24 protein-coding genes are annotated in these 26,404 nt (G+C 56.3%); 7 read left to right on the top strand and 17 right to left on the bottom strand.

Going from position 1 to position 26,404, the window contains the following annotated elements:
* Positions 1–81: 81 nt before the first annotated feature.
* The 3 genes from rimK to ACX3P5_RS05855 are packed head-to-tail and all read right to left on the bottom strand — an operon-like array spanning position 82 to position 1,996.
* Positions 82–984, bottom strand: coding sequence for a 30S ribosomal protein S6--L-glutamate ligase (gene rimK / locus ACX3P5_RS05865; protein ID WP_336754946.1), 903 nt, complete (start codon positions 982–984; stop codon positions 82–84).
* Positions 985–1,005: 21 nt separating this feature from the next.
* Positions 1,006–1,728 (bottom strand): oxygen-insensitive NADPH nitroreductase, encoded by a 723-nt coding sequence (nfsA, locus tag ACX3P5_RS05860; protein WP_233984762.1) that lies wholly within the window; start codon positions 1,726–1,728, stop codon positions 1,006–1,008.
* A 16-nt stretch (positions 1,729–1,744) separates the two neighbouring features.
* Positions 1,745–1,996: a DUF1418 family protein gene (locus tag ACX3P5_RS05855; RefSeq protein WP_233984763.1), complete on the bottom strand. Its 252-nt coding sequence runs from the start codon at positions 1,994–1,996 to the stop codon at positions 1,745–1,747.
* 245 nt (positions 1,997–2,241) lie between these two features.
* Between ACX3P5_RS05855 and ACX3P5_RS05850 the strand changes: the two genes are divergently transcribed.
* Positions 2,242–2,505: a GrxA family glutaredoxin gene (locus ACX3P5_RS05850; RefSeq protein WP_094119337.1), complete on the top strand. Its 264-nt coding sequence runs from the start codon at positions 2,242–2,244 to the stop codon at positions 2,503–2,505.
* 136 nt (positions 2,506–2,641) lie between these two features.
* Here ACX3P5_RS05850 and ybjM read toward each other — a convergent pair whose 3' ends face one another.
* Positions 2,642–3,007, bottom strand: a complete 366-nt coding sequence (gene ybjM / locus ACX3P5_RS05845; RefSeq protein WP_233984764.1) for an inner membrane protein YbjM — start codon at positions 3,005–3,007, stop codon at positions 2,642–2,644.
* A 260-nt stretch (positions 3,008–3,267) separates the two neighbouring features.
* Between ybjM and ACX3P5_RS05840 the strand changes: the two genes are divergently transcribed.
* Both ACX3P5_RS05840 and ybjG read left to right on the top strand, forming a co-directional pair.
* Positions 3,268–4,956 (top strand): aspartate:alanine antiporter, encoded by a 1,689-nt coding sequence (locus ACX3P5_RS05840; protein WP_233984765.1) that lies wholly within the window; start codon positions 3,268–3,270, stop codon positions 4,954–4,956.
* 406 nt (positions 4,957–5,362) lie between these two features.
* A complete protein-coding gene (gene ybjG / locus ACX3P5_RS05835) occupies positions 5,363–5,968 on the top strand; it encodes an undecaprenyl-diphosphate phosphatase (RefSeq protein ID WP_336754945.1) in 606 nt (201 codons plus the stop codon).
* A gap of 264 nt (positions 5,969–6,232) precedes the next feature.
* On the opposite strand, the gene ACX3P5_RS05830 is transcribed toward ybjG, so the two are convergent.
* The gene (locus ACX3P5_RS05830) at positions 6,233–7,435 is read right to left on the bottom strand and encodes a serine hydrolase (protein WP_233984767.1); all 1,203 of its coding nucleotides are present in this window, start codon (positions 7,433–7,435) and stop codon (positions 6,233–6,235) included.
* 273 nt (positions 7,436–7,708) lie between these two features.
* On the opposite strand from ACX3P5_RS05830, the gene ACX3P5_RS05825 reads away from it, so the two are divergent.
* Positions 7,709–8,365 (top strand): HAD family hydrolase, encoded by a 657-nt coding sequence (locus tag ACX3P5_RS05825; RefSeq protein ID WP_233984768.1) that lies wholly within the window; start codon positions 7,709–7,711, stop codon positions 8,363–8,365.
* Position 8,366: 1 nt separating this feature from the next.
* On the opposite strand, the gene ACX3P5_RS05820 is transcribed toward ACX3P5_RS05825, so the two are convergent.
* The 4 genes from ACX3P5_RS05820 to ACX3P5_RS05805 all read right to left on the bottom strand — a co-directional run bounded on the left by ACX3P5_RS05820 (position 8,367) and on the right by ACX3P5_RS05805 (position 12,869).
* Complete coding sequence (locus tag ACX3P5_RS05820; RefSeq protein ID WP_233984769.1) at positions 8,367–9,509, bottom strand: PQQ-dependent sugar dehydrogenase; 1,143 nt, start codon at positions 9,507–9,509, stop codon at positions 8,367–8,369.
* Between the two features lie 750 nt (positions 9,510–10,259).
* Positions 10,260–11,189 (bottom strand): Rpn family recombination-promoting nuclease/putative transposase, encoded by a 930-nt coding sequence (locus tag ACX3P5_RS05815; protein ID WP_458968406.1) that lies wholly within the window; start codon positions 11,187–11,189, stop codon positions 10,260–10,262.
* Between the two features lie 243 nt (positions 11,190–11,432).
* On the bottom strand, positions 11,433–12,092 hold the full coding sequence (locus ACX3P5_RS05810) for a DUF3313 domain-containing protein (protein ID WP_233988204.1): 660 nt from the start codon (positions 12,090–12,092) through the stop codon (positions 11,433–11,435).
* 141 nt (positions 12,093–12,233) lie between these two features.
* Positions 12,234–12,869: a carbonic anhydrase gene (locus ACX3P5_RS05805; protein WP_094119346.1), complete on the bottom strand. Its 636-nt coding sequence runs from the start codon at positions 12,867–12,869 to the stop codon at positions 12,234–12,236.
* Between the two features lie 375 nt (positions 12,870–13,244).
* Here ACX3P5_RS05805 and rimO point away from each other — a divergent pair, with 375 nt between their 5' ends.
* Entirely contained in the window at positions 13,245–14,576 is a 1,332-nt protein-coding gene (gene rimO / locus ACX3P5_RS05800; protein WP_233984771.1) for a 30S ribosomal protein S12 methylthiotransferase RimO, read from the top strand.
* 56 nt (positions 14,577–14,632) lie between these two features.
* Here rimO and ACX3P5_RS05795 read toward each other — a convergent pair whose 3' ends face one another.
* From ACX3P5_RS05795 to ACX3P5_RS05770, 6 genes are read right to left on the bottom strand one after another with little or no spacing between them, the layout of a single operon-like run.
* Positions 14,633–15,082, bottom strand: a complete 450-nt coding sequence (locus ACX3P5_RS05795; protein WP_233984772.1) for a DUF4385 domain-containing protein — start codon at positions 15,080–15,082, stop codon at positions 14,633–14,635.
* Positions 15,079–15,984 (bottom strand): glutathione ABC transporter permease GsiD, encoded by a 906-nt coding sequence (gsiD, locus tag ACX3P5_RS05790; RefSeq protein ID WP_233984773.1) that lies wholly within the window; start codon positions 15,982–15,984, stop codon positions 15,079–15,081. The genes ACX3P5_RS05795 and gsiD overlap by 4 nt, the downstream gene beginning before the upstream one ends.
* The gene (gene gsiC, locus ACX3P5_RS05785) at positions 15,981–16,910 is read right to left on the bottom strand and encodes a glutathione ABC transporter permease GsiC (RefSeq protein ID WP_233984774.1); all 930 of its coding nucleotides are present in this window, start codon (positions 16,908–16,910) and stop codon (positions 15,981–15,983) included. The genes gsiD and gsiC overlap by 4 nt, the downstream gene beginning before the upstream one ends.
* A gap of 46 nt (positions 16,911–16,956) precedes the next feature.
* Positions 16,957–18,492 (bottom strand): glutathione ABC transporter substrate-binding protein GsiB, encoded by a 1,536-nt coding sequence (gene gsiB, locus ACX3P5_RS05780; RefSeq protein ID WP_458968405.1) that lies wholly within the window; start codon positions 18,490–18,492, stop codon positions 16,957–16,959.
* A gap of 54 nt (positions 18,493–18,546) precedes the next feature.
* Positions 18,547–20,403, bottom strand: a complete 1,857-nt coding sequence (locus ACX3P5_RS05775; protein ID WP_458968404.1) for a dipeptide ABC transporter ATP-binding protein — start codon at positions 20,401–20,403, stop codon at positions 18,547–18,549.
* Positions 20,404–20,412: 9 nt separating this feature from the next.
* Positions 20,413–21,372, bottom strand: a complete 960-nt coding sequence (locus tag ACX3P5_RS05770; protein WP_233984776.1) for an isoaspartyl peptidase/L-asparaginase family protein — start codon at positions 21,370–21,372, stop codon at positions 20,413–20,415.
* A gap of 277 nt (positions 21,373–21,649) precedes the next feature.
* Between ACX3P5_RS05770 and moeA the strand changes: the two genes are divergently transcribed.
* On the top strand, positions 21,650–22,885 hold the full coding sequence (gene moeA, locus ACX3P5_RS05765) for a molybdopterin molybdotransferase MoeA (RefSeq protein ID WP_458968403.1): 1,236 nt from the start codon (positions 21,650–21,652) through the stop codon (positions 22,883–22,885).
* Positions 22,886–23,644 carry a molybdopterin-synthase adenylyltransferase MoeB gene (gene moeB / locus ACX3P5_RS05760; RefSeq protein WP_336754939.1) on the top strand — a complete coding sequence of 253 codons (759 nt, stop codon included), beginning with the start codon at positions 22,886–22,888 and terminating at the stop codon, positions 23,642–23,644.
* 97 nt (positions 23,645–23,741) lie between these two features.
* On the opposite strand, the gene ACX3P5_RS05755 is transcribed toward moeB, so the two are convergent.
* Positions 23,742–25,334 (bottom strand): ABC-F family ATPase, encoded by a 1,593-nt coding sequence (locus tag ACX3P5_RS05755; protein ID WP_233984779.1) that lies wholly within the window; start codon positions 25,332–25,334, stop codon positions 23,742–23,744.
* Positions 25,335–25,512: 178 nt separating this feature from the next.
* Positions 25,513–25,914 carry an H-NS family histone-like protein gene (locus ACX3P5_RS05750; protein ID WP_233984780.1) on the bottom strand — a complete coding sequence of 134 codons (402 nt, stop codon included), beginning with the start codon at positions 25,912–25,914 and terminating at the stop codon, positions 25,513–25,515.
* Positions 25,915–26,404 lie beyond the last annotated feature (490 nt).

Here is a 26,404-nt window from a genome sequence, read left to right as displayed (position 1 = left end):
AATCCCATGGGGTGATAAACAGGCGACTTAGCTTACGGAAAAATGCGCGTCGATGCCACGAAAACCGCTGAAAAGCGCGTGTCAGCCCGCGGTTTTAGGACGGAGCCCGGTGCTAGCCTGCCGCTCAATCCAGCCGATCATCAATCCGGCGATGTCCAGACCGCTGGTGGTCTCTATTCCTTCCAGGCCCGGCGAGGCATTCACTTCCATCACCAGTGGACCGCGATCGGCGCGCAGAATATCGACGCCGGCCACCTCCAGCCCCAGCGTGGTCGCCGCTTTGACGGCGATCTGCCGCTCCTGATCGGTGATGGTGATGGGATACGCTTTGCCGCCGCGATGCAGATTGGATCGAAAATCGCCCTCTTTCGCCACCCGCTCAATCGCCGCCACCACCTGCTGACCAATCACCAGACAGCGAATATCGCGCCCGCGCGCCTCTTTGATAAATTCCTGCACCAGAATATGGGCGTTCAGCCCGCGAAACGCATCGATGACGCTTTCCGCCGCCTGACGCGTTTCGGCCAGCACCACGCCGATGCCCTGGGTCCCTTCCACCAGCTTCACTACCAGCGGCGCGCCGCCCACCATAGCGATCAGATCGTCGGTATCATCTGGCGAGGAGGCGAAGCCGGTAACCGGCATATCGATCCCCTCACGCGCCAGCAGTTGCAGCGAGCGCAATTTGTCGCGTGCACGGGTGATCGCCGCTGACTCATTCAGCGGGTAGCTGCCGCCCATCTCAAACTGACGTAGCACCGCGGTACCGTAAAAGGTTGTCAGGTTACCGATGCGCGGAATCACCGCATCAAAGTGGCCGAGCGGTTCACCGCAATAGTGCACCGCTGGCGAGGCGGGATTGATGTTCATGTAGCAGGAGAGCGGATCGATGATTTGCACCTGATGTCCGCGCGCTTCCGCCGCCTCACGCAGCCGCCGGGAGGAGTAAAGCGTTTCATCGCACGACAGAATCGCTATTTTCATCGTCTGCCCCCGGCGTTCAGCTTAGCGGGTTGCCCATCCCTGCTGATGCAGGTAGTCCAGCATAAACGGACGCGTTTCTTTAATAATCAGCCGCTGAATCAGTTCACTCCAGGTTTCGCTACGTGGGTTGCTGTCACGATGCTGATAATAGAGCTCAGTGCGGCTGTCATATTCGGCCAGCACCGCGGGATCGAGCGGCTGGTAGCGGTTCTCATGCACCAGCATGGCGTGGGGCATACGCGGTTTAACGTCCGGCTTTGATTCCGGATGACCGAGGCAAAAACCAAACAGCGGCAGCACAAATTTTGGCAGGCCCAGCAGCGTGGTGACCTCGGCGATGTTATTACGGATACCGCCAATAAAGACGCCGCCCAGATCCAGCGATTCGGCCGCGACCATCGCATTCTGCGCCATCAGCGCGGTATCAACACAGCCCAGCAGCAGCTGCTCAGCGCGGCCCAGTTGCGCATCCGGGCAGATTTGCAGATGACGATTAAAGTCCGCGCAGAAGACCCAGAATTCCGCCGCATCGGCCACCCAAGACTGGCCGCCAGTCAGGGTCACCAGCTGGTCGCGCAGCCCTTTGTCAGTGATGCGGATAATCGAAGAGCACTGCAAAAAACTGGATGTGGACGCCGATTGCGCCGCATTAAGAATCGCTTCACGCTGCGCTTCGCTGACCGGCTGGTCAGTAAAGGCGCGAATGGAGCGGTGGCTGCACAGTAAATCAATGGTCGGTGTCATAAAGTCTCCAGCAACATTATCTTTTTTTGTCAGTATGGTTAAACAACTGCGGCGCGATCGCTTTTGCGGTGCGCCACATTAATAGCCAGGCTGCGGGCAGCATCAGGACAATCCCGGCGATAAACAGCCCGGTCGCCAGCGCTTTCGCATCCAGCGTGCCGGGCGCGGGCAGCCAGCGGTTCACCAGCAGCAGCGCAGCCAGAATCATCAGGCCGCCAAGCGCTTCCGCCACCAACACCATCCGGGGTAATCGGGTGACATTCTGCATTGTCTTCTCCTGCCGTAGCCGGTTATTGAGCGTCAATTATGGTTAACAACCGGAAAATTGCCCACCGCTGGCAGGTGAAAGTCGCACTGGCGCGGGGCCGGCGACAGGGCCGCCGCTATAGGTGGCGGGCATCAGACTAACAGGCAAATCCTGCTTTCTTTAAGCGATACGAGCGGGCATGATGGTTACCATTCTCAGTTTTATTGTGTGACTTAGATCACACACCACGCTGCAAGGAGTTCTTCATGATTGCTGTAATTTTTGGTCGCCCAGGCTGCCCTTACTGTGTCCGCGCTAAAGAGCTGGCTGATAAACTCACTGCTGAGCGTGATGATTTTAGCTATCAGTACGTCGATATCCAGGCGGAAGGCATCACTAAAGCGGATCTGGAAGCCAGTGCCGGTAAACCGGTCACCACCGTGCCACAGATTTTCCTGGATGATCAACACGTCGGCGGTTACACCGAGTTCGCCGCGTGGACCAAAGAGAACCTGGGCTTCGTCGCCTAATCTCCGATCCCTGGCACGATAATAAAAAAGGCGAGACGCGGTTAGCGGTCTCGCCTTTTTGCTGCGCCACTGCGGGCAGAATCGCCTTCAGCCTTTGATGACGGGACGGCTGGCGTGCGTTACTGCGCTGTGCGGTTTAATTCAGCGATGCCAGCACAATCTGCATCAGACGTACCAGCAGCGCGCCGCAGCCGGCCCAGAACATGGCGCTGACACTCCATGCCACCACAAACAGCCCGCTGGAGTGGTTCAGCAGCGTCGTGTGTAACAGCAGAGCGGCCAGCAGCGTGCCCCACAGCGCCATCAGCAAGGTACTTTTTAGCGGACTCTTCACCTGCATTAACGCCATCACAAACCCGGGCAGTATAAACAGCAGCAGTTCTGGCTGACCGCGCAGGGGATCAGGACCCGCCTGCCAGAAGTGGACGGTAAAAACAAACACCAGACTATATAGCACCACGCCACACAGACGGGTCGTCCAGAGATAAGAACGCTGCGGCATATCACCTCGCTGACTAAAAAAATGACCAGGATAAAACTCGCCTTTAACCCTGCTGCCTAAAGGTGGAAATAAAAAGAAACAGTCCGTTGTGTTAACGAATGAAATTAGTCAATAGCTGAGGAAGTTATTTCTGATTAGAATAGCGGCCGCTACAACGGTTTCATTTGCAGCATTGATACAATACAACCCCGACGGCTTGCTCAAGATAGCGAAAAACAGGCCACTCTTCAACAGGTTACACGTAAACAAGAAGTTAAACAGTGAATATTAACGTCGCAGAATTGTTAAGTGGAAATGACGTTTTGTTATTATTTGTCGTTTTGGCGCTCGGCCTCTGTCTGGGGAAGTTGCGTCTGGGCTCGGTACAGCTGGGAAATTCGATTGGGGTACTGGTGGTGTCGCTATTACTGGGGCAACAGCATTTTACGATCAATACCGATGCACTGAGTCTTGGTTTTATGCTGTTTATTTTTTGTGTCGGCGTCGAGGCGGGTCCCAACTTCTTCTCTATCTTCTTCCGCGACGGCAAAAACTACTTCATGCTGGCGATTGTGATGGTGGTCAGCGCGCTGATTCTGGCGCTGGGTCTGGGTAAACTGTTTGGCTGGGATATCGGGCTGACTGCGGGCATGCTGGCGGGTTCAATGACCTCTACGCCAGTGCTGGTCGGGGCCGGCGATACGCTGCGGCAAAGTATCAGCGACAGTAAACAGCTGGGATTAATGCAGGACCAGCTCAGCCTCGGCTACGCGGTGACCTATCTGATTGGCCTGGTGAGCCTGATTTTTGGCGCGCGCTATCTGCCGCGACTGCAGCATCAGGATCTGCCGACCTGCGCCCAGCAGATTGCGCGCGAGCGCGGGCTGGATGCCGACAGCCAGCGAAAAGTCTTTTTACCGGTGATCCGCGCTTATCGCGTCGGCCCGGAACTGGTGGCGTGGAGCGGCGGCAAAAACCTGCGCGAACTCGGTATCTATCGTCAGACCGGCTGCTACATCGAGCGTATCCGTCGTAACGGTATTCTCGCCAGCCCGGATGGCGATGCGGTGCTGCAGCTGGGCGATGACATCTCGCTGGTTGGCTATCCCGATGCGCACGCCCGTCTCGATCCCAGCTTCCGTAACGGCAAAGAGGTGTTTGACCGCGATCTGCTGGATATGCGCATTGTGACCGAAGAGATTGTGGTGAAAAACCACAATGCGGTGAATAAGCGGCTGAGCAAACTGAACCTTACCGATCATGGCTGCTTCCTGAACCGGGTGATTCGCAGCCAGATTGAGATGCCGATCGATGACAGCATCATGCTGAACAAAGGCGATGTGTTGCAGGTCAGCGGCGAAGCACGACGGGTTAAAAGCGTGGCCGATCGCATCGGCTTTATCGCTATTCACAGTCAGATGACCGATCTGCTGGCCTTCTGCGCCTTCTTTATTGTCGGTCTGATGATTGGTCTGATTACCTTTCAGTTCAGCAATTTCAGTTTTGGCATCGGTAACGCAGCCGGACTGCTGTTTGCCGGCATCATGCTCGGCTTCCTGCGTGCTAACCATCCTACCTTTGGCTACATTCCACAGGGCGCGCTCACCATGGTGAAAGAGTTCGGGCTGATGGTCTTTATGGCGGGCGTAGGATTGAGTGCCGGTAGCGGTATCAATCACGGCATCAGCAGTGACGGCGCCCTGATGCTGCTGTGTGGATTGCTGGTCAGCCTGATCCCGGTGATCATCTGTTATCTCTTTGGTGCCTACGTTCTGCGCATGAACCGCGCGCTGCTGTTCGGCGCAATCATGGGCGCACGCACCTGCGCGCCGGCGATGGAGATCATCAGTGATACCGCCCGCAGCAATATTCCGGCGCTGGGCTATGCCGGGACTTATGCCATTGCTAACGTCCTGCTGACGCTGGCCGGTACGCTGATCGTGATTGTCTGGCCACTTTTGCCCTTATAAAATTTTTTTGGCTGCGTCCAGAACTTTTTTATTAAGGGGCAGTCTGAATAAGTGCCACTGCTTTTCTTTGAAATCCCCAAATTGTGGAGCCCGCTGGTCTTTTTCCCGGCGGGTTTTTTTATGCCCTTTTCCGCCACGCTGCGCCCTTTCTGGTCTGAAAAGCCGTCGTGTCACGACCAAACTTAAACCGTTAAGCAACTCGTATGCAGATTAAGAGCCCGGCTATGGCGAAAGTCAGGGTAAAAAAGCAGGATAGTGTACCGGTGCTGTTAGCAATTTGTGCTGAATATTTTGGTTAGCGCGTCGTCGCTGACTTTTGATTTGCCGCGATAGTCAGGCTGTGTCTGCCCGTCTGGATGACGCCGCCGTTGATTAGCGGCCTGTTTGCAGAGGAATGCCCCCCATAATGGAAGAACTCAACCGCTCACTGTTTATCGCCATCAATGCCACACCCGCGTCACCCGCCTGGCTGCTGCAACTGGCCACCTTTATCGCCAAAGATCTGATTGCCATCGTGCCGCTCTTAATCGTCGCGCTGTGGCTATGGGGACCGCGTGACCAGGTCTCGTCACAGCGGGTGCTGGTGTTAAAAACCGGCATGGCGCTGCTTTATGCGCTGGCAATCTCCTGGTGTGTCGGCCAGCTATTACCGCATCCTCGTCCGTTCGCGATTGGACTCGGTTACCAGTTCCTGCACCATGCGGCAGATGACTCCTATCCCAGCGATCACGGCACCACCATTTTTACTTTTGCGCTGGCGTTTGTGTTCTGGCATCGGTTGTGGTCCGGCGTGGTGCTGATGCTGGCGGGTATCGCCATCGCTTGGTCACGCATCTATCTGGGCGTCCACTGGCCACTGGATATGCTGGGCGGTTTCCTGGTCGGTTTGCTGAGCTGCCTGGCCTCCCATCTGGCCTGGCAGATCTATGGTAACCGGATGCTGGCGGTGATTAACCCGCTCTACCGCGCACTGTTTGCTCTGCCGATTCGCAAAGGCTGGATACAGGATTAAAAAAGGGACGCCACGGCGTCCCCAGCACGTTGGCAAACCCGGATTTACCGCAGGGAACAGGGTCAGAGGAGGAAAGCGTCCCGCCGCCCGGATAAAAACGCCGGGAGCGTTTTTGAACAACGCGAAGCGTTGGCCCGGCTACGGGCGCACCTCAGGGATGAGGTGCGTAATTGTGCGGACCGAGCGGCCATAGATGGCTTTAGCGACTTTCCGATCTGACCTTGTTTCCTGGTCAACGCAGAACGCGCCTGTGTCCCTGCTCTTTTATGAAAACCACTTGCCAAACCAGCCATTGAATTTCATCATCACGAAATCAACTATCCGGCTGAAGAAGCCGCCTTCCGGCACCTCCTGCAACACCACCAGCGGACGCTGGTCGATGGTTTTGCCATCCAGCTGGAAATCGATGGTGCCGACCACCTGATTCTTCTTCAGTGGCGCTTCCAGCTGTGGCGAATTGAGCTTAAAGCTCGCCTTGAGGTTCTTCATCTGCCCTTTCGGGATGGTCAGCGCGGCATCTTTTGACACGCCAAGGTTGACCTGACTCTGGTCGCCAAACCAGACCCGCTGCTGGGCAAACGGCGCGTCGGCCTTAATCGGCGTCACGGTTTCATAGAAGCGGAAGCCCCAGGTGAGCAGTTTTTCACTTTCGCGGAAACGAATCGCATCGCTGGCGGTGCCCAGCACCACCGAAATCAGCCGCATATCACCTTCGGTTGCTGAAGCCACCAGATTATTACCGGCACCGGAAGTGTGGCCGGTTTTGACACCGTCGACCTTGAGATTAGTGCTCCACAGCAGGCGGTTGCGGTTCATCTGGCGAATTTTATTGAAGGTGAACTCTTTTTCTTTATTCAGCGCATATTCTTCCGGCACGTCACGGATCAGCGCCTGAGCAATTAACGCCATATCGCGCGCCGTACTGTACTGTCCTTCCGCATCCAGCCCGTGCACTGTCATAAAGTGGGTGTTCTGTAGCCCCAGCGCTTTACCGTAGTTGTTCATCAGGCCGATAAACGAATCCTGACTGCCCGCCACGTAATCCGCCAGCGCGATACAGGCGTCATTACCGGATTGGATCACAATGCCTTTATTCAGCTCATGGACCGGAATGCGATCGCCCGGCTTTAAAAACATCAGCGATGAGCCGCGCAGCTTAGGGTTACCGGTCGCCCAGGCGTCCTGCCCAACCGTTACCAGATCGTCCGGCTTAATTTTGCCGGCTTTGATCGCCTGACCCACCACGTAGCTGGTCATCATTTTGGTCAGGCTGGCGGGATCGAGACGCTGATCGGCGTTTGATTCAGCGAGCACTTTGCCGCTGGCGTAATCCATCAGTATCCAGGCTTTGGCATCAATGCCTGGCGCGGCCGGTGCCTGTTCAGCAAAGGCGCCGATCGGGACGATAAGAAGTAAAGAGGTGGCAGCAAGTAGCCGCAGGCGAGAAGCAACGCGAGAGTTTGTCATGGGCTTGACCGGATTGTCCTTATTAAATCGGAATTCTGAAGGCAGAAAACCTCCACTGAGAACGCTAACCGTTGGCGGCAGTGAAAAAAACCGCCGAATCGTAAAGTTTTTTAGAGTTTAGTAGAGTAACCCTGGCATCCCTGCCGCGCGCGTGCCAGTTTCACCCCGCTCTGTCGTCATCAAAAATGCGTGCAATTCCGATTTTTCGCAGAACAGTTAAGCCGGTCACAAATATCAGCTAACCTGAAAGCCAGTCAGCCGAGGAGACCGACCATGGACTTAGCCCTTTTTGATCTGGATGAGACGCTTATTAGTGAAGACAGCACCGGCCTGTGGTTACGCTGGCTGGTTTCGCAGGGCTTCGCCCCGCGCGAGCTGATCGACCAGGAACAGGCATTAATGGCACAGTATTATGCCGGCACGCTCTCCATTGAAGAGTACATGAACACTACGCTGGCCCCGCTGGCCGGAATGGCGACCCTGACCGTTGAAGGCTGGGTGCGTCGCTTTATCCATCGCGACATCATGCCGCGCGTCTACCCCGCAGCGCGTGAACGCATCCAGTGGCACCAGGCTCGCGGCGACAGAGTGATGATTATCTCCGCCAGTGGTGAGCATCTGGTGGTACCGATTGCCCATCAGCTGGGTGCCTGCGGCGCGCTGGCTATCGGCGTCGAGATCGTGGATGAGCGTTACAGTGGCAAGACCTACGGCACCATGACCTACAAAGAGGGCAAAGTGACACGGCTCGGTGACTGGAAAGCGTTACAGCAGAGCGAATCTTTTGGCCGCACCTGGGCTTATAGCGACTCAATGAACGACCTGCCGTTACTGGAGCAGGCCGATCATGCGCATGTGATCAACCCTGATGCGATGCTGCATCAGGAAGCGTTAAATCGCGGATGGCAGATCTGCCACTGGGCCCGTTAAGCTAGCCGCGGGACGCGCTGGCGTCCTGCGCTAACCCCACTTTGAGTAGTTTCCCATTGGCCTCATCGGTCAGCACATAGAGATAGCCATCCGGTCCCTGCCGCACATCACGAATGCGTGCGTTCTGGTCGCTGAGCAGACGCTGCTCCTCCACCACTTTTTCACCGTTAATGCTCAGCCGGATCAGGTTTTTCTCTTTCAGCGCGCCGATAAACAGCGAGTTCTTCCACTGCGGGAAGCGGGCGCTGTTATAGAACGCCATGCCGCTGATGGCGGGCGAATCTTTCCAGTGATAGATCGGCTGCTCGGTTCCGGCAGCGTGCGTCCCTTTCGATTCCGGGACTTTGTCACCGCTGTAATCGATACCGTAGGTAGCCAGCGGCCAGCCGTAGTTTTTTCCTTTAGCGATGATATTCACTTCATCGCCGCCGCGCGGACCATGCTCGTTTTCCCATATCGTGCCGGTCCACGGATTGAGTGCCAGGCCCTGCGGATTACGCAAACCATAAGCCCAGATCTCCGGGCGCGCCCCGCTCTGCTTCACAAACGGATTATCGTCGGGCACGCTGCCATCGGCATTCAGCCGCAGCAATTTCCCCTGCAGCTTGTCGAGATGCTGGGCCGTGCTGCTGGCAAAGTTGTCGCCAAAGGCGATCCATAGAAAACCCTGCTTATCGAACGCCAGTCGGGTGCCGATATTGTTGCCGCTGGAGAGCATCGGCGTCTGGCGAATCACCACGCGGAAATCGCGCAGTTGCCGGTTATCCTCGCTCAGGGTCCCGACGCCCACTACCGCGCCCGCTTTACCGCTGCTGTTGGCTTCGGTGTAACTCAGCCAGACGCGGCGACTGCTGGCAAAATCGGGTGCCAGCACCACATCCAGCAGGCCGCTCTGCCGCTGCGCCCAGACCTGCGGCACGCCGGTGATCGGCTGCGACAGACCGCGTTCCGGATTCCAGCTGCGCAACTGGCCGCTGCGTTCGGTAATCAGCAGGGTCTGGTTGTCGGGCAGAAACGCCACGGACCATGGATGTTGTAACTTATCCTGTAACAGCTGCACCTCGACCTGCTGTTCTGCCGCCAGCAGCGGCAAGGCGACCATAAGTGAACCACTGAACAATAACGCGCGAGCGACACGAACCATAGCGTTCTCCTGACGGGATGGAATGCCCTTAAGCGTAGTCAGCCGCAGTGCGATGATGCTGAGGATTTACAAAAGATTAAACTGCGCGACAGCGGTCTGTCGCCCTGATGATGTGGAGAACAGGCTACCAACAATGCCAGCCGTAGCCTGGTTTCGGTTCATATTCAGGGGCGCGTGGAAAACTTCACGACGCGAGCAGCAACAACCTGTAGTCGTGAGTCCGTACCTGAAATCGGGTTGCTCCCACTCAACAGCGCCGGGCGGGCTTAGGGGATTTCCACTCATCGCAGCTCAGTCAATCATCACCTTATTCCGGTATCAGCGGGCAAGATGATTAAGGTCCTCATCCGGCACAACTGTCTTCAAACCCGCGAAGTGTGCATGAGGATGTTATTCGTTAAGGTCCGGCAGGAATCCGCCGCAGTTTCACGCTATTGATCTGATATGAAAGATATAAATCTTAATTCCCAGACTGATAATCCAGCAACCACATCGCGATTGTGCTCAGCAAGGCCGCAGGTTCCGTACTCATGGTCTTACAGTCTGTCGGCTGGAACTGAGGATAGCCGGCGGCAAATGATGGGCATAAAAAAACCCGACGGGTGAGATCGGGTTTAATTAGTTTTCCGGTATCAGCTTAAAGCCCTGACCGGAGAAAAACGCTCTGCATCTGACGCGTTTAATTTTTGCTGTTAACGCTGATATATCCATCATAATTCTGACCTTCCTTACCCAACCCGACTACTGGTTTTAGTGTCGGATTTGTGTCAGTTCGTCTTCTGAAAGACCGGTCATTTTCTGGACGGTAGTACGGTCAATGCCGTTCTGAAGCATGGTACGGGCAATTTTCAGCGTGGCTTCGCGCTCGCCTTTCTCAATGCCTCGTTGTTCACCAAGCTGAATGCCCTTCTCGATGCCCTTCTGCTCCAGCTGTTGTGCGATGGTCATAAGTGCGTCTCCGTGTTGCGGCACACGCTGTGCCAGTTCGCGAATAAAGGCTTCAGAGTTAGCTGACTCACCTGCCTGAAGTAAATAGTGTATCAGCGCTGTTACCTGGGGTGAAGAAAGATAATCCGCCATCAGTAATGTGGCCAGCCGATCGGTCAGGCTGGCGATGTCTCGCTGGTGAATATGCTTTTGTAACAGCGTCAGCGCCGCCATGCTGCGGTGCCCCATAATCTCATCGTCCGGAATGACCGTTACATCCACCAGGGGAAAAGCGCTGCCATAGAGGTTTTCTGCCAGCGCCGGATCATTGAACTCATCGAGCCAGCGCGTTGAGTACGGATAAGGACTGCGCTTGCCGGTATAGAACAGCACCGGTATCACCAGTGGCAGCGCCTTATGGCCAGCCTCAAGATGGCGCTGCATGGCCGCCACGGCGTATCGCATCAGCCTGAACGCCATATGCCTGTCCGGTGTAGACTGGTGTTCAACCAGCACGTGTATGTAGCCGTCGCCAGCCGTGGTCTTCAGGCTATAGAGAACGTCGCTGAAATACTGGCGCAGGTCGTCTTCAACGAATGAACCCGATTCCAGCTTCAGGGTACTGAGGTCACAGAGTGCACGCAGCTTTGCGGGCAGGTGCAGTTCCATAAAGTCACGGGCAATGTCCGGCTGCGTGAGAAACTGCCGGAATGTGGCATCGTGGGGCGTGGGTGTGCTGTTCTTTTTTTTCATCGGGCCTGACTCTGATCATCACACGCATAGGATATCACAGGCCGTATGCCTCGCCATCGCACCGGCTGACGAACGAAATGCCAGACAGCGGGAGGAACCCGCTCGGACAGCCGTTTCATCGTCATTTTTTGCAAGCCAGTGATCGGCGGCCCCCGAAATGGAGACGGTTATCCCCGCTCACACGGGGAACAGGCGCGCTGACTGCCGGTTAAAACCCGAATACCACCCGTTAATCTCGCAGGTTTACGGCGCGTTAAAACTTACCGTATCACGCACCATAGTATTGATACCCGGCTTGAGATCTTCAAACGTGATCGGCGTATTGCTGTTACTGACCGTTTTGCCGAACGCTTTACGCACTACCCGGATCAGCGGTTTGCCGGTTACCGCATCGCTGGCTTCAATCTCCAGAAACAGCTCGCTGTTCTGGGTACGATGGCCCGATGCGGCCATGGTGCTCGCCACCACTGCCGCTACCGGCACCACCTCATAGAATTGCACTCCCTGGTTCTCCGCTGACACGGCGGTGATGGCGGCCCGCACTTTCAGGGTGTGCGGCGTCGCCTGATTTGTCAGCGGTCGGCGGGTCGCGATAGCGCCTTTTAACTGAATGTCGGTATAACTCAGCACCTGATCCAGCGTTTGCTGACTGATGCGTGCGGTGGGATGGGCTGCCGGATAGTAGACCAGTGGCGTATAGAGCACATCCTTATACTGGCTGCTTTGATAGTCGGGTGAGATCCAGCGCAAAGTCGGCTGGCCGCTGGCCGACTCAGTGGGCTTCAGCTGACTGTAATCACCTAAAAAGCCTGAATATTGCTGCTTGTCAGCAACATGAGAAGTACAACCACTGAGCAGCAGAACAGAGACCGCCAGCAGAGCAGCCACGGAAGGTTTACGCATCATCGACTCGCTTATATCAGGAAGGTTCAGGCAAGCATAGAGTAAATCAGACGGGAAACAGTAAAAATAATCGTTATTTTAATGGGTTATCTGCTCTGAATAGCGGGAATGACCCGCTGCAGACTGCAGCGGGCAGGCAGGTTACTCGAAACAGGTATCAGGGTTTTCTGACAGGGTAATAAACTCTTTACCGCCGTGCGTCAGTGCCATGATGGTGCCGGTTTCAATATCGTATACCCAGCCATGCAGACGCAGTTTACCGTTACGCAGCGCCACCGACACAGAAGGATGAGTTTTCATGTTATTGAGCTGAGCGATGACGTTCTCTTTCACCATCTCATTCAGCTTTTTCTCTGGCGAGTCATAGTTGCGCTGCTCCACCACCGCTTTTGCCGCGTCGGCATAGCGCAGCCAGTGCTCAACCGCGGGCATGGTATCCATGCAGGCGCAGGAGGCGATAGCATTCATCGCACCGCAGTTAGAGTGACCACAGATGATGATGTCGGAGACGCCCAACGCGACCACCGCGTATTCGATGGTCGCTGAGACGCCGCCCGGCTCCGGGCCAAACGAAGGCACAATGTTGCCCGCATTGCGGATAACGAACAGCTCGCCCGGCTCCTGCTGCGTTACCAGTTCCGGCACCAGCCGGCTGTCAGAACAGGAGATAAACAGCGCTTTGGGATTTTGATTTGACGCCAGGCTTTTGAAAAGATCCTTCCTTTCAGGAAACACATTCTGCTGGAAATTCAGAAATCCATTGATGATCTCTTTCATTATTTAGCTCTCACATTATCCACGTCGTTACCTGAAGGGCATAGCCCCTTCAGTGTTGATTTGCCCGTTTATTATTAATGAAAACAAGTGAATATCAACCGGCGATTTCCTAAGGCTGTTTTTTGCTGCGTTCTGTCAGCGTTTCGCTTAATCGCTTTTTACCTGCTGTACGGTGATTTTCTTTTTACAGCACCGGGAGTTACTGGAAATTTGCCCTGCCCGCCGCCCGCACTTTTTCACCCGATCAGCGGGCCAGGTTTTACCGGTTTTTTCACACCTTTACACGCCGCTAATGCCTTACAGATAACGCTACAATTTTTTCTGCAACACAGGTAGAATCCCGCGCCATCGCTGTGCTGAACCGGAAACAGAGCCATGTCTGATACAACAAAAACCTTGCCGCCACGGGTCGGATTCGTCTCGCTCGGCTGCCCCAAAAACCTCGTTGACTCCGAGCGCATCCTCACCGAACTGCGCACCGAGGGCTATGATGTGGTGCCGCGCTATGACGATGCTGAAATCGTCATCGTCAACACCTGTGGATTTATCGACAGTGCTGTCCAGGAGTCGCTTGAGGCGATTGGCGAAGCGCTGAATGAAAACGGCAAGGTGATTGTCACCGGCTGTCTCGGTGCAAAAGTTGATCAGATTCGTGAAGTGCACCCGAAAGTGCTGGAGATCACCGGTCCGCACAGCTATGAGCAGGTGTTGTCGCACGTCCATCGCTACGTGCCAAAGCCTCAGCACAATCCGTTTCTCAGCCTGGTGCCGGAACAGGGCGTGAAGCTGACCCCACGTCACTACGCCTATCTGAAAATTTCCGAAGGCTGCAACCATCGCTGCACCTTCTGCATCATCCCGTCAATGCGTGGCGATCTCGACAGCCGCGCCGTCGGCGAGGTACTGGATGAGGCTAAACGGCTGGTTGAAGCGGGCGTTAAAGAGCTGCTGGTGATTTCGCAGGATACCTCCGCTTATGGCGTGGATGTTAAGCATCGCACCGGTTTCTGGAACGGCTCGCCGGTGAAAACCAGCATGGTCAGCCTGTGTGAGCAACTGGCGAAGCTCGGCGTCTGGGTGCGTCTGCACTACGTCTATCCTTACCCGCACGTGGATGAGGTCATTCCGCTGATGGCGGCCGGCAAAATTCTGCCCTATCTCGATATTCCGTTGCAGCACGCCAGCCCGCGCATTCTGAAGCTGATGAAGCGTCCTGGCGCTGTGGAACGCACGCTGGAGCGGATCAAGCGCTGGCGTGAAATCTGCCCGGAACTGACGCTGCGCTCTACCTTCATCGTCGGCTTTCCCGGCGAGACCGAAGAGGACTTCCAGCTGCTGCTCGACTTTATCAAAGAGGCGCGTCTCGATCGGGTGGGCTGTTTCCAGTACAGCCCGGTGGAAGGCGCGACCGCGAATCAGCTGCCCGATCCGGTCGATGAATCGGTGAAGCAGCAGCGTTACGATCGCTTTATGCAGTTGCAACAGCAGATCTCAGCCGAACGTCTGCAGGAGAAAGTTGGTCGTGAGATTCTGGTGATTATTGATGAGGTGGACGAGGAAGGCGCGATTGGCCGCAGTATGGCTGATGCCCCGGAAATTGACGGCGCGGTCTATCTGAACGGCGAGCGCAACGTCAAACCGGGCGATATGCTGAGGGTTAAAGTCGACCATGCCGACGAGTACGATCTCTGGGCGAGCCGGGTATAAACCCATCCTGTCCGGCGGGGAGTAGCCTGTGACGCGCCGCCGGACTGGCCCGGCGCTTAGCCATATTGCTGCTGATGCGCCTTTTTGCGTTTCAGATAATCCTCATCTGCCCGAATCCGATCCCAGTAGCCTTTGAAAACGGCCGCCGCCGCGGCCTTTTCTTCATTAACGCCCCGCGGCAGTTCTTTGCCATCAGCATCATATTTGCGGCCGCCCTGATGATTGCTGTAGCGCCGCGCACGGGTATACCCCATCTGAATAAATTTGCGCGCCATATCCATGCCAACAAAATCATCCTGCCGACGGTAATCCTCAAACAGCGCCATGATTTTTTCAGCCGACTCTTTAGCAATCGGGACGGTACGAAAACGCCAGTGCGGCAGGATTTCGCTCTTATAAGGCTCGACCATCAATACCCCCTGCTCGCCGCGCCCGACCTGATAACGTTCGGGATGCTGACGAAAATCGAGGGTCGTGAAGTCCTGATCGTAATCGAAAGGTTTCATGTTTTAAGTTTAGGATCCAACGCGTCGCGCAGCCCGTCACCGAGTAAATTAAATGCCAGAACGGTGAGGAAGATCGCCAGGCTGGGGAAAATCGCGACGTGCGGCGCAATCACCATATCGGCCCGCGCCTCATTCAGCATCGCGCCCCACTCCGGCGTCGGCGGTTGCGCGCCCAGCCCAAGAAACGACAGGCTGGCAGCGGTAATGATAGAGGTGCCGACGCGCATGGTGAAATAGACCACAATCGGCGAGACGGTACCCGGCAGGATATGGCGCATGATGATGGTCCAGTCCGATGCGCCGATGCTGCGCGCCGACTCAATATAGGTCTGATGCTTCAGCACCAGCGTATTGCCGCGCACCAGGCGGGCAAACGCCGGGATACTGAAGATCGCCACCGCCACGATCACGTTGCTCATGCCGCTGCCCATGATCGCCACCACCGCAATCGCCAGCAGGATACCGGGAAAAGCGAACAGCACGTCGCACACGCGCATGGTTATGCGGTCCCACCAGCCTTCGTAGTAGCCCGCCAGCAGCCCAAACAGCGTACCGATCAGCGCACCGATGGCCACCGAGAAGAAGCCAGCAATCAGTGAGATACGGGTTCCTACCAATACCCGGCTGAAAATATCGCGGCCCAGTGAATCAACCCCAAACCAGTGCAGCAGCGAGGGGCCATCATTCAGCCGGTCATAATCGAAATAATTTTCAGCATCAAACGGCGCCACGTAAGGCGCGATAAATGCCAGTACAATCAGCACCAGCACAAACAGCCCGGCCAGCAGCGCCACCGGCTGTTGCCGGAAACGCCGCCAGAACTCACGCCACGGGGTGCGTACCCGGTTCTCCTTGATCAGCGGCAGCGTTTTCAGGGCCGCATCGCGTCGCCAGTTTTTCATCGCGATTCCTTAAAGCGAATGGCGGGATTGATCACCGCATACAACATATCGACGATCAGATTGATCAGAATGAACTCCAGTGAAAACAGCAGCACTTCCGCCTGGATCACCGGATAGTCGCGCATCGTGACGGAATCAACCAGCAGCCGACCCAGGCCCGGCCAGTTAAACACCACCTCGACCACAATCGATCCGCCGAGCAGAAAGCCGAACTGCAGGCCCATCATGGTGACCACCGGGATCATCGCGTTGCGCAATCCATGTTTCACCACCACCAGCGACTCGCGCACCCCTTTGGCGCGCGCGGTACGCATGTAATCTTCCTGCATTACTTCAACAAAAGAGGCACGGGTAAAACGCGCCATCACTGCCGCCACCGCCGCTCCCAGGGTTATCGACGGCAGAATATAATGTTGCCAGCTCTCCGCGCCCACCGTCGGCAGCCAGCCCAGCTCCACCGAGAAGACCTGCATCAGCAACATGCCGAGTGCAAAAGCCGGAAACGAAATGCCGGAGACCGCCAGCGTCATGCCGAGGCGATCGGGCCAGCGGTTGCGCCAGACGGCAGACACAATGCCAATCGCCATGCCAAATATCACGGCCCAGATCATGCTGGTTAGGGTCAGCCACAATGTCGGCATAAAGCGCGAAGCGATCTCATCCGCCACCGGCCGTTTCGATACCATCGACTGGCCGAAATCGCCCTGCAGCGCATTAAGAATAAAGTGCCAGAACTGCTGCGGCAGCGGCAGATCCAGTCCCAGTTCCTGCCGCACCAGCGCCACCACAGAGGCATCCGCCTCCGGTCCGGCAATCAGGCGCGCGGGATCGCCCGGCAGCAGGTGAACAAACAGAAACACCAGCACCGCAACAATCAGCAAGGTGGGGATCAGCCCCAACAGCCGCTTAATAAAATAGTTAAACATGCAACATCCTGCAGCTGCGGCCAGCCACGCGGGCTGGCCGGCTCCGTTACTTCAGACTGGCCTCATCAAAACTGAATGAGGTATCGGGCATCACATAAAAACCGCTGAGATTTTTGCTGTTGGCAGACACCAGTTGCTCAACCACCAGCGGGATCCACGGATGATCCTGCCAGATGGTGTCCTGAGCATCTTTATACAGCTGGGCTTTCTGCGCACGGTCAATGGTCTTCAGCGCATCTGCCAGATCTTTATCCACCTTAGGATTGCTGTAAAACGCGGTGTTAAAGATCGCTGGCGGCCAGGCGGCGGTGGCAAACAGCGGCGTCAGCGCCCAGTCTGCTTCACCGGTTGAGGCGGACCAGCCGGTGTAGAACATCCGTACACCGCTCTCTTTCTGCCCTTTGCCTTCCACTTCTGCCGCACGCTGACCGGCATCCATCGCGGTTACCTTAACCTTCACGCCAACCTGCGCCAGCTGCTGCTGAGTGAACTGCAACACTTTCTGCGCGGTGCTGTGGTTGTGTGACGACCAGAGCGTGGTTTCGAAGCCGTTCGGGTAACCCGCCTCTTTCAGCAGCGCCCTGGCTTTAGCCGGATCGTAGCTGATGGCGGGATAGCTCTGAGCGAAATCGATAGCAGGTGGCACGATACCGGTGGCTGGCGTGGCGTAACCGGCAAACGCCACTTTGGCCAGCGCCTGACGGTTGATGGCGTATTCCAGCGCCTCACGCACTTTCGGGTTGTCGAACGGCTTCTGGGTGACGTTAAGGCTGATGTAACGCTGCATAATCGACGGCGTGGTTACCACGTCAAGTTTGCTGTTTTTCTCCAGCAATTTCGCCTGCTCATAAGGAACCGGGAATGCGAAGTTAGCTTCTCCGGTTTGCAGCATCGCCGCACGGGTGTTGTTATCCACTACCGGTCGCCAGGTGATGCTGTCCAGTTTCGGGTAGCCCGGCTTCCAGTAGCCGTCCCACTTTTTCACCTTAACGAAGTCAGTCTGGTTCCAGGTTTCAAACACAAACGGACCGGTACCGACCGGATGGAAGCCAATATCCTTGCCATATTTTTTCAGTGCCGTCGGCGAGATCATCGCCGCAGCCGGGTGCGCCAGAATATTGATAAAGGCGGAGAAGGGTTGCTTCAGGGTCACTTTCACCGTGGTCGGATCGATCACTTCGGTGGTGGCAATCTGCTTAAACAGGTTATAGCGTTTGAGGTGATTATCCGGGTTGCTGGCACGGTCGAGATTGACCTTCACCGCTTCGGCATTAAAGTCGCTGCCGTCCTGGAATTTAATTCCCGGACGGAGCTTGATGGTGTAGGTCAGACCATCCGGGCTGGCCTGATAACTCTCTGCCAGCACGTTGGTCAGCTTCATCTGTTTATCAAAACCAAACAGCCCCTGATAGAACGATTTGGCGACCGCCTGCGACAGCGTGTCATTGGCGTCATACGGATCGAGGGTGGTGAAGTTAGACGCGACGGCAATCACCGCATCCTGCGCCGCCCAGGCGGGCAATGTAAGGGCGCTGCTTAATACGCCAGCCGCCAGTAACCCTTTACGCATCGTTATCTGCATCTTGTTCTCCTGTAATCCCTGTCGGGTGGGTCGCCGAAGCGATATCTTCACTATTCAGGTGGCGCTGATAACGTGGCGGGCGACAAAATGCCCTAGCGCCACTTCCATCAACGGTGCCACTTCAGGTTCATCCCCTAACGCATGAATCGGGCTGGGGATCTCGTCAACCATTAATGCACGCTCCCGGCGAGGATGCGCCGGATCGGCGACCGGAACCGCGGCCATCAGTTTGCGGGTATAAGGATGCTGCGGCTGCTCAAACACCGCCTGACGCGGCCCCATCTCCACAATCTGGCCGAGATACATCACCGCCACGCGGTGACTGATACGCTCTACCACCGCCATATCGTGTGAGATGAAGAGAAACGCGATACCAAATTCGCGCTGTAAATCGAGCATCAGGTTGATGATTTGCGCCTGGATAGAGACGTCCAGCGCCGAAACCGATTCATCCGCAATCACCACTTTCGGGTTAAGCGCCAGCGCGCGGGCAATGCAGATGCGCTGGCGCTGTCCGCCGGAAAATTCGTGCGGATAGCGCTGCGCGTGCTCCGGCAGCAGACCGACTCTCTCCAGAAGCCAGGCGACGCGCTGCTCCGCTTCCCGACGCGGCATCACCTTGTGCACCAGCAGCGGCTCCATAATGGAAAAGCCTACCGTCAGCCGCGGATCGAGCGAGGCGTAAGGGTCCTGGAAAATAAACTGAATGTCTCGCCGCAGATGGGCCAGCGCGGCCCCACGCAGATGATCGATACGCTGTCCGTTAAAGGTGAGCGTGCCGCCCTGGCTGGCCACCAGCTTCAGCAGGGAGCGACCGGTGGTGGATTTACCGCAACCCGATTCACCGACCAGCGCCAGCGTCTCACCGGCATAGAGGTCGAAACTGACTTTCTCAACCGCGTGTACCCGGCTTTTCACCCGGTTAAACAGCCCGCCGCGAATATCAAAACGGGTCACCAGATCGCGTACCTGCAGAACTGGCGGCTGGTCGCGGCGCACCGTATCCTGCGGCGTCTCCTGCTCTTCTCCGCCCTGTAACAGCGGGAACTTCGCCGGCAGCGGCTGGCCCTGCATCGATCCGAGCTTAGGCACTGCCGCCAGCAACGCCCGGGTGTAAGGCTCGCGTGGCGCGCTGAACAGCTGCGCCGCCGGGGCATTTTCCACCACTTCGCCGCGATACATCACCTGCACCCGATCGGCCATTTCCGCCACCACACCCATATCGTGGGTGATAAAAATGACGCCCATCTGCATCTCTTTTTGCAGTACGCGGATCAGTTGCAGGATCTGTGCCTGAATGGTGACGTCGAGCGCGGTGGTCGGCTCATCGGCTATCAGCAACGCCGGTTTGCAGCAGAGCGCCATGGCGATCATCACCCGCTGGCGCATTCCGCCGGAGAGCTGATGCGGGAAGCGAGACAAGACATTTTGCGCATCGGGAATACGCACCAGGTCCAGCATGTGGCGCGCTTCTGCCAGCGCCTGTGCGTGGCTTTTGCCCTGATGCAGACGAATCGATTCGGCAATCTGTTCCCCGACGCTGAACACCGGATTGAGCGATGTCATCGGCTCCTGGAAAATCATCGCCATATCGGCTCCGCGCACCCGCCGCATCTGGCCGGACGGCGCGCGCATAATATCCAGTACCTCGCCGTTGCGGCGACGCAACTGCACCTCACCGCTCACCACGCCGCCGCTCTGTTCGATCAGCCGCATCAGCGCCAGCGAGGTTACCGACTTGCCGGAGCCCGATTCACCCACCAGCGCCAGGGTTTCACCGCGAAACAGATCGAGCGAAAGATGGCGCACCGCCTGGGTGACCGTGCCCTGCTGCTGAAAATGCACATTAAGATCGCGAACTGCCAGCACCTGCTCCGATGCCAGCGGCGGCAACGCCTGCCGATGGTTCATGCCTGCTCCTTAACTGTCGCGATAAATCGCCACATCTGCCGCCTCACCGACCCGTGCTGAGGCACGGTACATTCCTTCGCTATTAAACGGCAGCGCCACGTTGCCTTCACGATCGACGGCGATCAGACCGCCGCTGCCACCCAGCTCCAGCACGCTATCGTGGATGACGTTGACGCTGGCCTGCTGAAGCGTGCGACCGGCATAACGCATCTGTGCCGCCACATCGTAGGCCGCCAGTGTGCGGATAAAGACTTCACCGGTGCCGGTACAGGAGACCGCCACGCTGTCGTTGCTGGCGTAACAGCCCGCGCCCGGCAGCGGCGAATCACCGACCCGTCCCGCCTGCTTATTGGTCATGCCGCCGGTGGAGGTTGCCGCAGCCAGATTACCCTCGAGATCGAGCGCCACGGCGCCTACCGTGCCAAATTTGCGGTCCGGGTCGAGCGGATCGTCGCCGCCGGCCGCGCCATCATGATCCAGCACCGCTTCGTCGCTGTTTAATGCGCGCTGCAGCTGCTCCCAGCGATCTGGGGTGGAGAAATAGTCTGCTGCCACCGGCGTCAGGCCCTGCGCCTCGGCGAACTGCTCTGCGCCTTCACCGATAAACAGCACATGCGGGCTCTGCTCCAGCACGGCGCGCGCCGCCAGTACCGGGTTACGTACCCGGCAGACACCCGCCACCGCCCCGACGTTCAGCGTGCGGCCATCCATCACGCAGGCGTCCAGCTCATGAGTACCCTGATGAGTGAAGACGGCCCCTTTGCCCGCGTTAAACAGCGGACACTCTTCCAGCTGACGCACCGCTTCCGTCACCACGTCGAGTGCGCTGGCTCCCTGCGCCAGCATCTGCTGACCGTGCGTCACAATGTCAAGCAGGGCCTGACGATAGTGCTGCTCCTTTTCGTCGCTCATTGCAGCACGCGTAATCGCGCCTGCCCCACCATGAATGGCAATCACTGCTTTGACCATAACGCTCTGTCCTGTGGTTGCATCAGCACGAAAAACACTGATTTAGAATGGTTTTCATCCATTTTTGCTGATTTTTGACTATAGAAAGCCTGCTAAGTGTTGTAAAGCAGAAACTGTTCCGATGGTTATAACCTTTTCTTCCGGCGATATTTCACTTTAGCCGGGCTTGCCACCGGCTGGAACACGGCGGATGTCAGCGCGCGCGGATAGCGATGTGACTCAGCGGACAATTCCCACCATAATAAGCAGCATCTGAAATAACCCGACTGGAATAATCATGGAAAGTTTTACTGCAGGATTGATCTCCCTTGAGGAGGCTCAACAGACCATGCTGGCGCAGCTGAAGCCAATCACCGACTCATTGAGCGTTCCGCTGACGGAAGCGGTCGGCCGTATTACCGCCGTTGCTGTCACCTCGCCGATTGCGGTGCCGCCATTTGATAATTCAGCGATGGATGGCTATGCGGTGCGGCTGGCAGATGTCAGTCGCGGTGAGCCGTTGCCGGTTGCCGGTAAGGCTTTTGCGGGTGCGCCCTTTAGTGGTGAATGGCCGCACGGCAGCGTGGTGCGAATCATGACCGGTGCGCCGATTCCGCCAGGCTGTGAGGCGGTAGTGATGCAGGAACAGACTGAAACGCAGGGTGATTCGATTGTGATTACCGCACCGGTGCGTGCCGGGCAAAATATTCGCCTGACCGGTGATGATATCCAGCCAGGTCATGTGGTGCTTGACGCTGGCGTGCGGCTGGGCGCTGCTGAGCTGCCGCTGCTGGCATCGCTGGGTATCGCCCAGGTCGCCGTGCGGCGTAAACTGCGAGTGGCGATTTTTTCAACCGGCGACGAGCTGCAGCCGGTGGGCCAGCCGCTGGCGGCCGGACAGATTTATGACACGAACCGCTTTGCGGTCTCGCTGATGCTGCACAAGCTGGGCTGTGAGGTGATCGACCTCGGCATTGTTAAAGACGATCCGGTCGCGCTGCGGGCTGCGTTTGAGGAAGCCGACCGTCAGGCTGATGTGGTGATCAGTACCGGCGGCGTGTCGGTGGGCGAAGCAGACTTCACCAAAAATATGCTGGAAGAGCTGGGTGCCATCAGTTTCTGGAAGCTGGCGATCAAGCCCGGTAAACCTTTTGCCTTTGGCCGTCTCGCCAGCAGCTGGTTCTGCGGGTTGCCGGGTAATCCGGTTTCCGCTGCGGTCACCTTTTATCAGCTGGTGCAACCGCTGCTCGCCGCCCTGACCGGTCAGAAAAAAGCGGCGTTGCCGCCGCGTCAGAAAGTGCGCAGCGCCTCACGCCTGAAAAAATCGCCAGGCCGGCTCGATTTTCAGCGCGGCATCCTGCGCCAGAATGTTGACGGCGAACTCGAGGTTCACACCACCGGTATGCAGGGTTCACACGTCTTCAGCTCTTTTGCCGCGGCCAACTGTTTCATCGTGCTGGAGCGCGAGCGTGGCAACGTTGAACCCGGCGAGTGGGTCGAGGTCGAGCCGTTCAATGCACTGCTGGAGGGATAAATGCTGCCTGAATTAACGGATGAGGAGATGCTGCGCTACAACCGGCAGATTGTCCTGCGCGGCTTCGATTTTGACGGTCAGGAGCGGCTGAAAGCCAGTCATGCGCTGATTGTCGGTCTGGGTGGGCTGGGCTGTGCCGCCGCGCCGTATCTGGCATCAGCGGGCGTCGGTACCCTGACGCTGCTCGATTTCGACAGCGTTTCACACTCCAATCTACAGCGGCAGATTCTGCACCACGACGCGGATATTGGTCACGCTAAGGTCGATTCCGCCGCCCGTAGCCTGGCCGCCATCAATCCTCACTGCCATCTGCAGCCGGTAAATGGCGAACTGGACGATGCGGCGCTGCGGGCGCTGATCGCCCGGCAGCAGGTGGTGCTGGACTGTACCGACAACGTGACGGCGCGCGAGCAGCTCAACCGGCTGTGTCGTCAGTTGCAGGTGCCGCTGGTCTCGGGCGCGGCAATCCGGATGGAAGGCCAGATTAGCGTGTTCAGCTGGCAGCCGGGTACGCCCTGCTACCGCTGTATCAGCCGACTGTTTGGCGAGCAGACGCTGAGCTGTGTCGAAGCGGGCGTCATGGCACCGCTGGTTGGGGTGATTGGCGCAATGCAGGCTATGGAGGCGATTAAGCTGCTGGCGAATTACGGTACGCCCGCCACCAGTCGGTTGCTGATGTACGATGCGCTAAGTGCGGAGTTTCGCAGCATGAAAGTGGCGCAGGACGCGCAGTGTGAAGTGTGTGGTGGGAACGCGTAGCGTCGGCAGGAACGTCTCTGCTCCCTGAGCCTGCGCTGAACCACCTGACCACCTGACCACCAAAAAAAACGGGGTGGCCTGTGCCACCCCGTTTCCATCAGACGATGCCCTGACTGCGCAGGTAATCTTCGTAATTGCCGGTGAAGTCCACCACCCGATCCGATTTAATCTCCATGACCCGGGTCGCCAGCGAGCTGACAAATTCACGGTCATGCGAAACGAAAATCAGCGTGCCTTCGTACATCTCCAGCGCCATATTCAGCGACTCAATGGATTCCATATCGAGGTGGTTGGTCGGCTCATCCATAATCAGGATGTTCGGTTTTTCCATCATCAGCTTACCGAACAGCATACGACCTTTCTCACCACCGGACAGCACTTTGGCCGGTTTCTTAATATCATCCTGAGAGAATAACAGGCGGCCAAGAATACTGCGCACGCTCTGCTCATCATCGCCAGCCTGCTTCCACTGACTCATCCAGTCAAATACCGTCAGGTCATTAGCAAAATCTTCAGCATGATCCTGCGCGTAATAACCGATACGCGCATTCTCTGACCATTTAACGCTGCCATTGTCAGGCGTCATCTCGCTGACCAGGGTTTTCAGGAAGGTTGATTTACCGATACCGTTAGCCCCGATCACCGCGAGTTTTTCACCAACTTCCAGCAGCAGGTTTAAATTTTTAAACAGCGGACCGTTATCAAAGCCTTTGGTTAAGCCTTCCACTTCCAGCGCATTACGGAACAGCTTCTTGTCCTGCTCAAAACGGATAAACGGGTTCTGACGGCTGGATGCTTTTACTTCATCCAGTTTAATTTTATCCATCTGTTTAGCACGCGAGGTTGCCTGACGGGATTTAGAGGCGTTGGCGCTAAAGCGGCTGACGAAAGATTGCAGATCGGCAATCTGCGCCTTTTTCTTGGCGTTATCCGCTAACAGACGTTCACGCGCCTGGGTCGCTGCGGTCATATATTCATCATAATTACCGGAATAGACCCGCAGCTCGCCATAATCCAAATCAGCCATGTGGGTACAGACCATATTAAGGAAGTGACGATCGTGCGAAATGATAATCATGGTGCTGTCGCGTTCGTTCAGCACCTGCTCCAGCCAGCGGATGGTATCGATATCCAGGTTGTTGGTTGGTTCGTCCAGTAACAAAATATCAGGATTCGAGAACAGCGCCTGCGCCAGCAGCACACGCAATTTAAAGCCCGGCGCAATTTCGCTCATCGGGCCATAATGCTGCTCAACCGGAATGCCAACGCCCAGTAATAACTCGCCAGCGCGGGATTCGGCGCTGTAGCCGTCCATTTCACCGTAAACGGCTTCAAGGTCGGCAACTTTATACCCTTCCTCTTCGCTCATTTCCGGCAAAGAATAAATACGATCGCGTTCCTGCTTCACTTCCCATAATTCATGGTGACCCATAATCACGGTGTCGAGCACGCTATATTGTTCAAAGGCGAACTGATCCTGGCGTAACTTACCGATCCTTTCATTCGGATCGTATGAGACGTTGCCGCCAGAAGGCACCAGATCGCCACCCAGAATCTTCATGAAGGTGGATTTTCCGCTGCCGTTCGCACCGATTAAACCGTAACGATTACCGCCGCCAAATTTAACGGAGATGTTCTCGAACAGTGGCTTGCTGCCAAACTGCATGGTGATATTGCTGCTAACTAACACGGCATTGACCTTTGTGAAGAGAGTGGATGAAAAAACGGCGGCTATTATGCCAGATGTGACGCAGCGCACGCCAGCATCAGCCGTGGATTGCGGGCGTGGTGATTGATATCCCGACAGAAATAAAAAAGCCGGAAGGCCATAATGGCCCCCCGGCTCCCACTTACAAGGATTGTGTCGATCAATCGATCAGGAAACTGTCCAGGCTTTTACCGGCGTCCAGCGCTTTTTTAATCGCTGCCGGGGTACGGCCCTGGCCGGTCCATGATTTTTTCTCACCGTTTTCGTCGGTGTAAGAATATTTAGCCGGACGCGGCGCACGCTTAGCGCGTTTTTTACCGGTTTCCAGCGCACCTAATAATTCATTAGGATCGATGCCGTCAGCCAGCAGCATTTCGCGATATTTCGACAGCTTTTCTTCTTTTTCGCGATTTTGCGTCTCTTCCGCTTCCGCTTCTTCACGGCGCTCGGTAACGACAACGGTTAATTTTTCCAGGATCTCTTCCAGATCGCTCAATGGCAGTTCACGGGCCTGGGCACGTAATGTGCGAATATTGTTCAGAACTTTAAATGCGTCACTCATCACAATGTCCTTGATTAAGGGGGTTAATAAAACTGTAGCGACAAGATTACCTAATTCAAATAAAAAAATAAATTATTTTTACGCTACGGATAATTCTTATCGGTTAATTTTAAAATTCCTCGTCAACGCTAGCGGCTAATTCCTGACGTTTTATTAACGCTGAATTAACACCGAACGGCGCTGCACTTCTGGTGCTGGAATCGATTTCATGCATCCGTTGCCTGCCGCGCCCGGCAGAGAGCTGCGGGGGAAACCGTCCGCCGGAACTGTTTATTTTTGCGATGTCGCCAGAAAAAAAGATCATTAACGGCTGTCTGAATTTCGATCTCAGTCACACAAGGTTACAGATTAAGGTTCAAAATGTCCCCGCTTCTGCGCTGTAATAGCGCAAAAGGTGTATCCAGCCTGCAATTTTTTATTTCCTGACGCGGCGGTTTTAAACAATTTGTGGCGTCGGACGCTGACTGTCGGATAATCCTCAGGTGACCGG

The sequence above is a fragment of the Pantoea sp. S-LA4 genome, from assembly GCF_054482835.1.
Note: the sequence above shows the minus strand (reverse complement) of the source record. Positions and strands in the feature narration are given on the sequence as shown.

What these genes read in the sequence shown, in the direction of transcription:
- rimK (WP_336754946.1), bottom strand. Translation starts at nt 984, where the DNA reads ATGAAAATAGCGATTCTGTCGTGCGATGAAACGCTTTACTCCTCCCGG.
- nfsA (WP_233984762.1), bottom strand. Translation starts at nt 1,728, where the DNA reads ATGACACCGACCATTGATTTACTGTGCAGCCACCGCTCCATTCGCGCC.
- ACX3P5_RS05855 (WP_233984763.1), bottom strand. Translation starts at nt 1,996, where the DNA reads ATGCAGAATGTCACCCGATTACCCCGGATGGTGTTGGTGGCGGAAGCG.
- ACX3P5_RS05850 (WP_094119337.1), top strand. Translation starts at nt 2,242, where the DNA reads ATGATTGCTGTAATTTTTGGTCGCCCAGGCTGCCCTTACTGTGTCCGC.
- ybjM (WP_233984764.1), bottom strand. Translation starts at nt 3,007, where the DNA reads ATGCCGCAGCGTTCTTATCTCTGGACGACCCGTCTGTGTGGCGTGGTG.
- ybjG (WP_336754945.1), top strand. Translation starts at nt 5,363, where the DNA reads ATGGAAGAACTCAACCGCTCACTGTTTATCGCCATCAATGCCACACCC.
- ACX3P5_RS05830 (WP_233984767.1), bottom strand. Translation starts at nt 7,435, where the DNA reads ATGACAAACTCTCGCGTTGCTTCTCGCCTGCGGCTACTTGCTGCCACC.
- ACX3P5_RS05825 (WP_233984768.1), top strand. Translation starts at nt 7,709, where the DNA reads ATGGACTTAGCCCTTTTTGATCTGGATGAGACGCTTATTAGTGAAGAC.
- ACX3P5_RS05820 (WP_233984769.1), bottom strand. Translation starts at nt 9,509, where the DNA reads ATGGTTCGTGTCGCTCGCGCGTTATTGTTCAGTGGTTCACTTATGGTC.
- ACX3P5_RS05815 (WP_458968406.1), bottom strand. Translation starts at nt 11,189, where the DNA reads ATGAAAAAAAAGAACAGCACACCCACGCCCCACGATGCCACATTCCGG.
- ACX3P5_RS05810 (WP_233988204.1), bottom strand. Translation starts at nt 12,092, where the DNA reads ATGCGTAAACCTTCCGTGGCTGCTCTGCTGGCGGTCTCTGTTCTGCTG.
- ACX3P5_RS05805 (WP_094119346.1), bottom strand. Translation starts at nt 12,869, where the DNA reads ATGAAAGAGATCATCAATGGATTTCTGAATTTCCAGCAGAATGTGTTT.
- rimO (WP_233984771.1), top strand. Translation starts at nt 13,245, where the DNA reads ATGTCTGATACAACAAAAACCTTGCCGCCACGGGTCGGATTCGTCTCG.
- ACX3P5_RS05795 (WP_233984772.1), bottom strand. Translation starts at nt 15,082, where the DNA reads ATGAAACCTTTCGATTACGATCAGGACTTCACGACCCTCGATTTTCGT.
- gsiD (WP_233984773.1), bottom strand. Translation starts at nt 15,984, where the DNA reads ATGAAAAACTGGCGACGCGATGCGGCCCTGAAAACGCTGCCGCTGATC.
- gsiC (WP_233984774.1), bottom strand. Translation starts at nt 16,910, where the DNA reads ATGTTTAACTATTTTATTAAGCGGCTGTTGGGGCTGATCCCCACCTTG.
- gsiB (WP_458968405.1), bottom strand. Translation starts at nt 18,492, where the DNA reads ATGCAGATAACGATGCGTAAAGGGTTACTGGCGGCTGGCGTATTAAGC.
- ACX3P5_RS05775 (WP_458968404.1), bottom strand. Translation starts at nt 20,403, where the DNA reads ATGAACCATCGGCAGGCGTTGCCGCCGCTGGCATCGGAGCAGGTGCTG.
- ACX3P5_RS05770 (WP_233984776.1), bottom strand. Translation starts at nt 21,372, where the DNA reads ATGGTCAAAGCAGTGATTGCCATTCATGGTGGGGCAGGCGCGATTACG.
- moeA (WP_458968403.1), top strand. Translation starts at nt 21,650, where the DNA reads ATGGAAAGTTTTACTGCAGGATTGATCTCCCTTGAGGAGGCTCAACAG.
- moeB (WP_336754939.1), top strand. Translation starts at nt 22,886, where the DNA reads ATGCTGCCTGAATTAACGGATGAGGAGATGCTGCGCTACAACCGGCAG.
- ACX3P5_RS05750 (WP_233984780.1), bottom strand. Translation starts at nt 25,914, where the DNA reads ATGAGTGACGCATTTAAAGTTCTGAACAATATTCGCACATTACGTGCC.